The sequence below is a fragment of the Salmonella sp. FC25216 genome, assembly GCF_057751355.1.
The window spans coordinates 338,515-348,926 of the sequence record NZ_JBDGON010000007.1 but is presented as its reverse complement, the minus strand read 5'-3'; the positions used below and the strand labels follow the sequence as shown (position 1 = coordinate 348,926).

General features: G+C 48.0%; 12 protein-coding genes, 2 tRNA genes and 1 rRNA gene. 7 read left to right on the top strand and 8 right to left on the bottom strand.

All coding sequences use genetic code 11. The features are described from left to right. Together rrf and AC3G3F_RS16500 are read left to right on the top strand one after the other, a co-directional pair. Positions 1–103, top strand: a 5S ribosomal RNA gene (rrf, locus tag AC3G3F_RS16505); the annotation flags it as partial. 57 nt (positions 104–160) lie between these two features. Next, positions 161–237: transfer RNA gene (locus tag AC3G3F_RS16500), tRNA-Asp, on the top strand. Between the two features lie 85 nt (positions 238–322). Here AC3G3F_RS16500 and yafC read toward each other — a convergent pair. Next, a complete protein-coding gene (gene yafC / locus AC3G3F_RS16495) occupies positions 323–1,237 on the bottom strand; it encodes a DNA-binding transcriptional regulator YafC (RefSeq protein WP_023248841.1) in 915 nt (304 codons plus the stop codon). A gap of 240 nt (positions 1,238–1,477) precedes the next feature. On the opposite strand from yafC, the gene AC3G3F_RS16490 reads away from it, so the two are divergent. Together AC3G3F_RS16490 and AC3G3F_RS16485 are read left to right on the top strand one after the other, a co-directional pair. Beyond that, positions 1,478–2,278: an endonuclease/exonuclease/phosphatase family protein gene (locus tag AC3G3F_RS16490; RefSeq protein WP_023177512.1), complete on the top strand. Its 801-nt coding sequence runs from the start codon at positions 1,478–1,480 to the stop codon at positions 2,276–2,278. 77 nt (positions 2,279–2,355) lie between these two features. Next, positions 2,356–3,126, top strand: coding sequence for a class I SAM-dependent methyltransferase (locus tag AC3G3F_RS16485; RefSeq protein WP_023248842.1), 771 nt, complete (start codon positions 2,356–2,358; stop codon positions 3,124–3,126). A gap of 56 nt (positions 3,127–3,182) precedes the next feature. Here the strand turns inward: AC3G3F_RS16485 and mltD are convergent, their stop codons facing one another. Further along, positions 3,183–4,550, bottom strand: a complete 1,368-nt coding sequence (gene mltD / locus AC3G3F_RS16480; RefSeq protein ID WP_488395349.1) for a murein transglycosylase D — start codon at positions 4,548–4,550, stop codon at positions 3,183–3,185. Positions 4,551–4,621: 71 nt separating this feature from the next. Continuing rightward, positions 4,622–5,377, bottom strand: a complete 756-nt coding sequence (gloB, locus tag AC3G3F_RS16475; protein WP_023248844.1) for a hydroxyacylglutathione hydrolase — start codon at positions 5,375–5,377, stop codon at positions 4,622–4,624. Between the two features lie 34 nt (positions 5,378–5,411). Between gloB and AC3G3F_RS16470 the strand changes: the two genes are divergently transcribed. After that, positions 5,412–6,134 (top strand): class I SAM-dependent methyltransferase, encoded by a 723-nt coding sequence (locus AC3G3F_RS16470; protein ID WP_023248845.1) that lies wholly within the window; start codon positions 5,412–5,414, stop codon positions 6,132–6,134. Here AC3G3F_RS16470 and rnhA read toward each other — a convergent pair. Then, positions 6,131–6,598: a ribonuclease HI gene (gene rnhA / locus AC3G3F_RS16465; RefSeq protein ID WP_023248846.1), complete on the bottom strand. Its 468-nt coding sequence runs from the start codon at positions 6,596–6,598 to the stop codon at positions 6,131–6,133. The genes AC3G3F_RS16470 and rnhA overlap by 4 nt on opposite strands. A 63-nt stretch (positions 6,599–6,661) precedes the next feature. Between rnhA and dnaQ the strand changes: the two genes are divergently transcribed. Both dnaQ and AC3G3F_RS16455 read left to right on the top strand, forming a co-directional pair. Next, entirely contained in the window at positions 6,662–7,393 is a 732-nt protein-coding gene (gene dnaQ / locus AC3G3F_RS16460; protein WP_023177499.1) for a DNA polymerase III subunit epsilon, read from the top strand. A 135-nt stretch (positions 7,394–7,528) separates the two neighbouring features. Next, positions 7,529–7,605: transfer RNA gene (locus AC3G3F_RS16455), tRNA-Asp, on the top strand. Between the two features lie 552 nt (positions 7,606–8,157). Here AC3G3F_RS16455 and pagN read toward each other — a convergent pair. The 4 genes from pagN to AC3G3F_RS16435 form a co-directional block, all read right to left on the bottom strand. Beyond that, positions 8,158–8,877, bottom strand: coding sequence for an adhesin/invasin protein PagN (gene pagN, locus AC3G3F_RS16450; RefSeq protein WP_023248847.1), 720 nt, complete (start codon positions 8,875–8,877; stop codon positions 8,158–8,160). A 318-nt stretch (positions 8,878–9,195) separates the two neighbouring features. Continuing rightward, positions 9,196–9,507 carry an autotransporter outer membrane beta-barrel domain-containing protein gene (locus AC3G3F_RS16445; protein ID WP_023248848.1) on the bottom strand — a complete coding sequence of 104 codons (312 nt, stop codon included), beginning with the start codon at positions 9,505–9,507 and terminating at the stop codon, positions 9,196–9,198. A 70-nt stretch (positions 9,508–9,577) separates the two neighbouring features. Beyond that, a complete protein-coding gene (locus AC3G3F_RS16440; protein WP_023248849.1) occupies positions 9,578–9,844 on the bottom strand; it encodes a hypothetical protein in 267 nt (88 codons plus the stop codon). A gap of 86 nt (positions 9,845–9,930) precedes the next feature. Next, positions 9,931–10,338, bottom strand: coding sequence for a Spy/CpxP family protein refolding chaperone (locus tag AC3G3F_RS16435; RefSeq protein ID WP_023248850.1), 408 nt, complete (start codon positions 10,336–10,338; stop codon positions 9,931–9,933). Positions 10,339–10,412: the final 74 nt, after the last annotated feature.

Sequence of the window (10,412 nt, the reverse complement as noted above, 5' to 3'; positions counted from 1 at the left end):
GCGCGGTGGTCCCACCTGACCCCATGCCGAACTCAGAAGTGAAACGCCGTAGCGCCGATGGTAGTGTGGGGTCTCCCCATGCGAGAGTAGGGAACTGCCAGGCATCAAATTGCAGTAATCCGGAGTGACAGCCGGTGGTAGTAAAGTAAAAGAATTCGGTGGAGCGGTAGTTCAGTTGGTTAGAATACCTGCCTGTCACGCAGGGGGTCGCGGGTTCGAGTCCCGTCCGTTCCGCCACTTATTAAGAGCCCTGTGCATATGTTCAGGGCTTTTTTCTTGTCTATTGTTTATCGTTGCTCTTCTGGCAATAGTCTTCCGCATTTTAGCTCCCTTTGGCCGTATTTTCTGATGCTGCTTTTACATGCTCGCTGAGGAAATCAATAAAGGCCCGTATCCGGGTACTGACGGCACGATCGCTGTAGTAAACGGCACTGAAGGGCATTTCTACCGGTAACCGTTTATCTGCCATCAACTCTACCAACATGCCTTGTGCGATCTCTTTATCGATCATGTAGTCTGACAGGCAGGCGATACCATTCCCACTAAGGCAAAGCTGCTTCAACGTCTCCCCGCTGTTAGAGGAAATCCCGCTATGAATTTCATACAACTGCCCATCGCAGCAAGCAACTGGCCAGGTATTGAGCGAAAGCGGTTCGGTGAATCCCAGGCATACATGTTGCTTCAGTTCTTCGACGTTTGTGGGGGTGCCGTAGCGAGCGATGTAATCAGGAGACGCAATTATTTTTCGGTAGCTGGTAAATAAAGGACGAGCACGTAAGCTGGAATCGGTCAGAGTACCAGCACGTATCGCGACATCGACCTTTCGTTCTATAAGATTAATAAATGTTTCTGAGGAGGCCAGCGACAGCGTGACCTCCGGATAGCGCTCACGGAAAGGTTTTATCAACGGCATCAGAAAATGCAGGATAACTGGCGTGGCGGCATCAATACGCAGTAAACCGCGAGGCGTATTGCGGGTTTCCATTATTTCCGTTTCAGCAGCGGCCATTTCCTGCAATATTATCTGTACGCGGCGAAAATAGCGTTCGCCTTCTTCTGTAAGACTAAGCTGCCTTGTCGTTCGGTTAATCAGATTGACGCCCAGCTTCATTTCCAGTTTTTTTACTGAACGGCTAATTGCGGAATTGGCCTGTCCCAGCCGTTCTGCGGCGCGACTAAAACTCCTGCTTTCAACTACGGCTACGAAAATGGCAAGTTCTTCTGATGTCGCTTTCAAATTTGTACCTGTAGTTTGGCTTTACGTTGAATTTCGTTATTAAAACATTCGTTGGCGCAACATGTCATCCGATTGCTGTCAGACGTAGCGTTGATGGTTTTGGCAGATAAATGATGATGTAAGTGCTTGCAAACTTAACAATAGGCAATTGTACATTGAAAGTCTGCGCTAAAATCCCTATAACAGAATAACCATTCCGTTTCCGGATTGGTTGACGTTATAGAGGTTTGAAAGTCAAAAGTGCGAAAAAACACCTATGCGATGCGCTATGTTGCCGGACAGCCCGCCGAACGGATTTTACCACCAGGGTCGTTTGCGAGCATTGGCCAGGCATTGCCCGCCGGGGAACCGCTAAGCAGTGAAGATCGAATCCGTATCCTCGTGTGGAATATATTCAAGCAACAGCGGGCCGAATGGTTATCGGTGCTGAAGAACTACGGCAAAGATGCGCATCTGGTCCTGTTGCAGGAGGCGCAGACGACGCCTGAACTGGTACAGTTTGCCACCGCTAACTATCTTGCTGCCGACCAGGTTCCCGCTTTTGTATTACCTCAGCATCCGTCTGGCGTCATGACGCTTTCTGCCGCCCATCCAGTTTACTGCTGCCCTTTACGGGAAAGAGAACCGATTTTACGTTTGGCGAAATCAGCTCTGGTGACGGTATATCCATTGCCGGATACCCGTTTATTAATGGTAGTAAATGTTCATGCGGTAAATTTTAGTCTGGGCGTTGACGTGTACAGTAAGCAGTTACTTCCGATCGGCGACCAGATTGCGCATCATAGCGGCCCTGTCATTATGGCGGGTGATTTTAATGCCTGGAGTCGCCCACGTATGAATGCGTTGTACCGCTTTGCGCGTGAGATGTCACTGCGCCAGGTGCGTTTTACTGACGATCAGCGCCGTCGTGCGTTTGGACGACCGCTGGATTTTGTTTTTTATCGTGGTTTAAACGTGAGTGAAGCCTCCGTACTGGTGACGCGCGCTTCCGATCACAATCCGCTACTCGTTGAATTCAGTCCCGGCAAACCTGAGCAATAAAGGTGAGTCAGGTCTGCCGTGGGGCAGACCTCAACGGGTGCTGCCCTCTACTTTTCCCATAACAGAAGGGCAATACCATGACAACGCACTCCCACCATGACAATGTTGAAAAGCAGTTTGGTTCACAGGCGAACGCTTATTTACATAGCACCGTTCACGCAGAGGGGCGTGACTTAGCGCGGCTGGCACAAAGGTTGTCTGGCTTTTCCCTGGCGAGTGTACTGGATATGGGATGTGGGGCTGGACACGCCAGTTTTGTCGCCGCGCAATATGTCAACTCGGTCGTGGCATACGATTTGTCAGCCAGCATGCTTGAGGTCGTCGCCGGAGCGGCGGAAGAAAGACATTTAAGTAATATTACTCTCCGGCAAGGTTATGCAGAAAAACTGCCCTTTGAAGATTCGTCATTTGAGGTGGTGATTAGCCGCTATTCCGCGCATCACTGGCACGACGTTGGTCAGGCATTGCGTGAGGTTAATCGAGTATTAAAACCCGGCGGTGTGCTGATTATCATGGATGTCATGTCGCCAGGACATCCTGTACGCGATATCTGGCTGCAAACGGTGGAGGCGTTACGCGACACATCGCATGTCCGTAACTATTCCAGTGGTGAATGGCTGGCGATGATCAATAAAGCGATGCTGGTAACGAATACCGTGGTAACCGATCGTTTATCGCTGGAGTTTCGCTCATGGGTAACGCGGATGCGTACACCAGCGGCACTGGTTGAGGCGATTCGATTGTATCAGGCGAGCGCATCGGCAGAGGTGAAGCGTTATTTTGAGTTGCAGGATGACGGCTCGTTTAGCAGTGATACTATCATGCTGGAAGCGTATAAGGCGGTATAACAATTATAAAAGGCGCCGGGGGAAGCGGCGCCTTTGGGCTTTTTCGTAGGACAATATCAGGAGTCTGGCGTGCTATTGTCCTTCACAAACAACGTAAGCTGATCGCCCGGCTGTAGATTATCCGTATCATGGTTCCAACGCATCACATCTTTGATATTCACCCCGTGACGTCTGGCGATACTGGAAAGCGAATCGCCTTTACGGACACGATAGGTAATGCTATCGCTATTGTTTGCCAGTCGTTGTGCGCTGCTGCCAGCGCCCACAGTCAGGCTTTGCCCGATTTTCAGGCGGGAACCACGCAGATTATTCCACTGCTGCAAGTCTTTCGTGCTTACGCCAAGACGCGAAGCAATACCGGAAAGCGTATCGCCAGAGCGCACCTTATAGCTACGGCTATTCAACGGCGTATTGTCGGCGATCAGTCGAGACTGAACGGCGTCAATCTCACCGGAAGCCAGCGACTCACGCAACTGCTCGGCATGCTTTTTGGGCACCATAACATATCGCGGACCGCTTACACCTAAGGTAGACCCTTTTACACCGGCATTAAATGTCTTCAGCTTGCTGATAGACATGCCCGCCATATCCGCAACCTGGGCCATTTCAACTGGACTGTTTAAACGAACTCGCGCCAACGCCCGGCTTTCATCTGTTGTTGGCAGACGTACGCCGTAGCGTTTGCTGTTTTTGAGAATCTCACTCAATGCCAGCATTTTAGGTACGTAGACTTTTGTTTCCCTGGGCAAAGAAAGCGACCAGAAATCCGTCGGTTTTCCACGCGCTTTGTTTGCTTTAACTGCCCTCATAACACGGCCTTCGCCGCTGTTATACGCTGCAACGGTTAACAGCCAGTCGCCGTCAAACATTTTGTTCAGACGCTGCATCATGTCTAGCGCGGCGGTCGTAGAGGCTACAACATCGCGACGCGCGTCATAATTACGGGTCTGCTTTAAACCATAATTGCGCCCTGTGCTCGGTATGATCTGCCAGATGCCTGCGGCATTGGCGCCAGACGTTGCGTGAGGATCAAAAGCGCTCTCCACTATGGGTAGTAGTACCAGCTCCATAGGCATGTTACGTTTCTTAACCTGCCCCGCTATCCAGTACATATACGGCTCTGCCCGTAAAGTTACATCGTGGAGATAGCTCTTATTGCGTAAATACTTCTGTTTTTGTTCGCGAATCCGGCTGTTTTCCGGAATTCCCATCTTTAGCTCGTCGCCAATGAAAGCCCACAAGTCTTGATCTGGCGCGATAGACGTTCCGTCGTCCATCCATCGTGCCTGACTCGTAAACTTTCCTGCTTCCCCTTGACCAGCTGCAGAAAGGCTCTGTGCGTGCTGTTGGACGTTGCCAGTGTTCTGAGACGCCTGGCACCCCACAAGCAGGACAGAGGCGAGTAATATCGCTTTTGCCTTCATGTGTGTGTCAATAGTTGCTTAAAAGACGACCGATCATAACGGCGAAGTTAGCGAATGACAAGTAAGAATTATCAGAACGTGTCTTTCTTTGACCTTAACCATGCAAAACGCGCTTCTGGTTGTTGCAATATTGTTTCTTTGTTAATTTCATTAATTAAATCAATATCTTCAATTCTTAAAAAAAGATTAATCTTACGCTCATTTTTAAGAATAACGGGTAATGTCATTTGTTTTTTTACACGTAACTCATTAACTTTACGATAATATTCATTTATGAACGAATCGTGCGGAAGTATGCTCAATGCGAACTTAATATTAGCTAAAGTATATTCGTGAGCGCTACAAATGAGTGTGTCGTCAGGTAGGGAGTTTATTTTCATAAGTGATTGATACATCTGTGATGGCGTGCCTTCAAACAGTCGGCCGCAGCCGCCGGAGAACAGCGTGTCGCCACAGAATAGGTAAGGATGGCTAAAGTAACAGATGTGTCCTGACGTGTGACCCGGCGTGGCAAATATACTAAATTTATGTCCTAAAACGAGGATAATATCGCCATCGCCAACAAGATGGGTTGCTCCCTTGTCTTGCGTTTCCGCCGGTCCATAAACTGTCATTTGCGGGAAATGTTGCAACAGCTCTTTTACTCCGCCAACATGGTCGTGATGGTGATGCGTCAGGAAAATCGCCTCCGGAATCCACTTATGTTCAGCGATGGCCTTTAAGACCGGCGCAGCTTCGCCGGGATCAACAATCACACAGCGATCTTCATCATTGGTCAGCACCCAGATGTAATTGTCCTGAAATGCGGGAATACTGTTAAGATTCATATATTACCTCTCAAATAATTAGTGGAAGGTTGTGATGAAACCGGCAAGGCTCTCTCAAACTGTCGTTGCGCCCGGATGTTGGGGGGATTTGCCCTGGGGCAATTACTACCGTGAGGCGCTGGAACAGCAGCTAAATCCGTGGCTTGCAAAAATGTATGGTTTCCATTTGCTTAAAATCGGTAATTTAAGCGCAGAAATCAATTCCGAAGCGTGCGCGGTCTCCCATCAGGTGAATGTTTCATCGCAGGGGTCGCCGATGCAGGTTCTGGCCGATCCGCTACATCTTCCTTTTGCGGATAAATCCGTCGATGTTTGTCTGCTGGCGCATACTTTGCCGTGGTGTGCCGACCCACACCGTTTACTGCGGGAAGCCGACCGCGTATTGATTGACGACGGTTGGCTGGTCATCAGTGGATTTAACCCGCTCAGTTTGATGGGATTGCGCAAACTGGTACCCGTTTTACGTAAATCACCGCCCTATAATAGTCGGATGTTTACCCTTATGCGGCAACTGGACTGGCTGTCTTTACTCAATTTCGAAGTGTTGCACTATAGCCGTTTTCATGTCTTACCCTGGAAAAAGCAGGGGGGGCGGCTTTTAAATACGCATATCCCGGCTCTGGGCTGTTTACAGCTTATTGTGGCCCGTAAGCGGACCATCCCGCTTACGCTCAATCCTCTACGACATAATAAAAGTAAAGCCCCCATTCGCCAGACCGTTGGTGCCACGCGGCAATATCGCAAACCGGATGGCTAGGCTTCTGCCTGGTAGCCACTATCTTCCTGCGTGGGATTCATTGCCGCAGCGCGCGCCAGTTCATCGCAACGTTCGTTTTCCGGATGGCCTGCATGGCCTTTGACCCATACCCATTTGATCTGATGCTGGCCTAACGCAGCATCGAGACGTTTCCAGAGATCGACATTTTTTACGGGTTTCTTTTCCGCTGTTTTCCAGCCGCGTTTCTTCCAGTTATGAATCCATTGGGTAATTCCCTGCCGCACATACTGGCTGTCGGTACTCAATATAACTTCGCAATGTTCTTTTAAGGCTTCAAGCGCGATGATCGCCGCCATCAGTTCCATACGGTTATTGGTGGTCAGGGTGTAACCTTCACTAAACGTTTTTTCATGGCCGCGATAGCGTAAGATAGCGCCATAACCACCAGGCCCTGGATTCCCCAGGCAAGAGCCATCGGTGAAAATTTCTACCTGTTTAAGCATCTCTGGTAGACTTCCTGTAATTGAAATCGATAACAAAACGCAAGTCTGACATAAATGACCGATATGAGCACTGCAATTACACGACAGATTGTCCTCGATACCGAAACCACCGGTATGAACCAGATAGGCGCGCACTATGAAGGTCACAAGATTATTGAGATCGGTGCGGTTGAGGTGATAAACCGTCGTCTGACCGGCAACAATTTTCATGTTTACCTGAAGCCGGATCGCCTTGTCGATCCGGAAGCTTTTGGCGTACACGGTATTGCCGATGAGTTTCTGCTGGATAAACCGGTTTTTGCTGATGTGGTCGATGAGTTTCTTGATTATATCCGCGGCGCGGAGCTGGTCATCCATAACGCATCGTTCGATATCGGCTTTATGGATTATGAGTTTGGTCTGCTTAAACGCGATATTCCTAAAACTAATACCTTCTGCAAAGTTACCGACAGCCTGGCGTTGGCGCGGAAAATGTTCCCCGGCAAGCGTAACAGCCTTGATGCGCTGTGTTCGCGTTATGAGATAGATAACAGCAAACGTACTTTGCACGGGGCATTGCTCGATGCTCAGATTCTTGCCGAAGTGTATCTGGCGATGACGGGCGGACAAACGTCCATGACGTTTGCGATGGAAGGAGAGACGCAACGTCAGCAAGGTGAAGCGACAATTCAGCGAATCGTTCGTCAGGCCAGCCGGTTACGGGTCGTTTTTGCCTCTGATGAAGAGTTGGCTGCGCATGAATCGCGGCTTGATCTGGTGCAGAAAAAGGGCGGAAGTTGCCTTTGGCGGGCATAATTCAGCCCTTTTTACGCGGTAAAAATCATCCTTCGGGCGATTTTTGCAGCAACTGATTCAAAAGGTGACAAAAAGCGTTGACGGGCGACACAGCAAACCGTAATATTCGCCTCGTTCCCAGCGGGAACACAATACGGAGCGGTAGTTCAGTTGGTTAGAATACCTGCCTGTCACGCAGGGGGTCGCGGGTTCGAGTCCCGTCCGTTCCGCCAACTCATTCTTTAAACGCTATGCGTATCATTAATGAGTGAAGAAGCCACAAGTTAAACGACTTGTGGTTTTTTTTCGTCTTATGATTTCATCCCACACCAGGGAAGAAAAGACAATAAGTGTGTCCCCCTTAGAGGAAATTGGTTCGCTTGTTTATAGTTTTCTACAGAAAACAGTCGGTTGCCTGTCTCCCAGAGATCTTCTTCGTGTCAATGTCATAACCGCCATTTTTCAGCGTATTCATAATCTATAAAGTCTTGGTTAACTTTATTTATATAATACAGGGTGAGTATTTTTATATTTTATTGAATAAATAATGAGGCGCCTCAGGGAATGTGGCTTTGATTATTACGGGAGGAACATCTTTTATCGGAGTAATCCTCTAAAAAGCAGGTTTTTTCGTTGCCAGTGTCTAAACTTACTCTTCATGCCATTATCTTGTAGGGCACTTTTCCTGTATTCAGCGGTTTTCTGAAGGCGCAAGGTGATTAATTACTGGTGTCCGCCATTGCGCCTTTGGGAATCAATATCTCCTGCCATTTTACTGATGTTGTTTAAAATGCGTAAGTGATGCCAATCATGAAGTCATTGGATGCAGCTTTTGTGTCTGCGTAATAAGAGGTGTGTTCATCACCAGCATAGTTGTTTTTTGAAATGCTTACTTTGCCTGCATTAATGTATTTATAGCTGGCATCAATGGCAATATTATCTGTTACAGCATATTTTGCACCGATACCCGCGCCCCAGGCAAAGTTATTTTTTGAAGCAGAGAGGGTTTCATTAATGTCATAGCCAACAGGAATGGTGTTATTTTTTAGCTTCACGCGAGCGAGGCCAACGCCTGCGCTGATATAGGGTGTAAATGCTGTACTATTATGAAAATCATAATAGCCATTAACCATGTAAGTGGTCATTCTGACCTGATTTTTTACATTTATGTGTACTGGCTCACCAAATGCAGTAATATCCTGCCCGCCTTTAGCATCCGTCTCACCTCTGAAAGTGGTATCCAGTTCTAAACGTACTGGAAGCTGGAATGGGTCATAAAAGTCATAACCGATAGCAACTCCGCCGCCAAAAACGCCTTTGGTGCGGTTAGGTAACGTTGCATGGCCATTGACTATCTCATCCTGGCTGAAGGTTGAGTTGATTCCATAGAGGTTTACTACGGATGCCCCCGCTTTCCCGGTGATATAGGCCCCTTCTTTTGCTGATGCAGTAACGACATGGGTTACCAGAAGGGAAGCGATGCAGACTGCGAAAAAGTTTTTCATTTCAAAACCTGCCTTAATATTGGGATAAAAGACAAGTTTCACGGTATAGGGTATGGCATAACGATTACATAAACGAAGCCAAAAAAGCTGCTTATTGCAACACCAGGTTTTCTGGAGTCTGGTGAAAAAATGAGATGAAAATTTTAAATAACAATGCGATAAGCTATTTCTGATTGAGGGGCGTCTGAATGATATGGCTTAAAATGTCGGCGTTGGGTTTGTTATCACATTAATACCTGTGTACCTTGTGACGTTCAGGCTTATGTTATTGAATGCCATCAATCTGAAAATTCAGATTGATGGCGCATAATGATGGGCTCAAAACTGATATTTTGCGCCGATATAAGCATTTACTTCGTTGTCAACATCGTGACCAAATACCGTATTGATACGGGTATTTGCGCTCCAGTTTTCTGAAAACTTCATATCCATTCCCAGTCCGGCGTTACCACCGTTAAGATTCTGACCGGCAAAACGATAATCGTCGGTATGGAAATCTGTCTCCGCGCCAAATTGCCCAACGTAAGCCAGCTCAACATAAGGTTTCACTTCTACGTTGTGTAATTGGTAGCTTACGCCTTCCTGCATACCGGCCCCGGAAACTTGCGCCGCCGCTGCCGGCGTCGGCATAAACCACGCTAGCGCTGGAATGACTGGTATCTGTAGCAGTAATGGTACTGTTCTTGAGCACGAGAGTATCCTACGCGTCTTCTCCCTCAGCCATCGTCCGTACGCCCTGATCAATGTCGGAATAATTGATGGTCGTGGTTGCATTCAGAGCAGCATCAACATCCAGTTTGCCCGTGAGAATCGCATTTGAAACGTCAGCAGTCGCGTTGCCGTAATTAGATTTCAGCCATAAGGAGTCAGATTGTAGGGCGGCTGATGACCCGAAATGGCTATTTGTAACGTTTGCTGTGATATCTCCGCTGCCGCTGAGTTCAATTTCGCCGCCTTCGGTGGTCAAGTTATTGACTGTAAGAAAAGGATTTAGATGAATGTGTATTTAACTTTGGATAAAGCCCGTTATCCATAAATAACGGGCAAAAATATTTACTCTAGCGCCTGGGCGAGATCTTGTTGTACCTGTTGGCGCTGTTCTGGTGTTAAGACTTTGCTTAAATCAAAATAATACTTGACCCGATAATAGCGCGCCTGCTGTTCTATGTTACTGAAGGCAGCAAGCTGCTGTTTCACGGCGGCATCATCCCATTTGCCGGATTTAATCACCTCTATCAGCGCGCCGTCTTTAATTCCCTTCATAGAAATCTGACTGACGTCGGTTTCCAGTTGTTGGTGAAGTTTTTTGATCCGGGTAATCTGATCGTTTGTGAGTTTCAGGTGCTGGACAATAGGATCCTGGGCGGGCAGGGGAGGATTGGGGACAGCGGCGGCGAAAGCGCCAAAAGAAACGCCCGCCAGAGTCGCTGCCAGTAAAGCTGTGCGTACAAAGTTTTTCATGGAGATATCCTGATAAGGGAATAATTAACCGTTTTTATCGCTCTCGAATGGCGAACGATTATCTTAGTCAGAAT

Bases quoted from the DNA above. Each gene is read 5' to 3' on its own strand.
- AC3G3F_RS16485 (WP_023248842.1), top strand. From the start codon at position 2,356: ATGACAACGCACTCCCACCATGACAATGTTGAAAAGCAGTTTGGTTCA.
- mltD (WP_488395349.1), bottom strand. From the start codon at position 4,550: ATGAAGGCAAAAGCGATATTACTCGCCTCTGTCCTGCTTGTGGGGTGC.
- gloB (WP_023248844.1), bottom strand. From the start codon at position 5,377: ATGAATCTTAACAGTATTCCCGCATTTCAGGACAATTACATCTGGGTG.
- AC3G3F_RS16470 (WP_023248845.1), top strand. From the start codon at position 5,412: ATGAAACCGGCAAGGCTCTCTCAAACTGTCGTTGCGCCCGGATGTTGG.
- rnhA (WP_023248846.1), bottom strand. From the start codon at position 6,598: ATGCTTAAACAGGTAGAAATTTTCACCGATGGCTCTTGCCTGGGGAAT.
- dnaQ (WP_023177499.1), top strand. From the start codon at position 6,662: ATGAGCACTGCAATTACACGACAGATTGTCCTCGATACCGAAACCACC.
- pagN (WP_023248847.1), bottom strand. From the start codon at position 8,877: ATGAAAAACTTTTTCGCAGTCTGCATCGCTTCCCTTCTGGTAACCCAT.
- AC3G3F_RS16445 (WP_023248848.1), bottom strand. From the start codon at position 9,507: ATGCCGACGCCGGCAGCGGCGGCGCAAGTTTCCGGGGCCGGTATGCAG.
- AC3G3F_RS16435 (WP_023248850.1), bottom strand. From the start codon at position 10,338: ATGAAAAACTTTGTACGCACAGCTTTACTGGCAGCGACTCTGGCGGGC.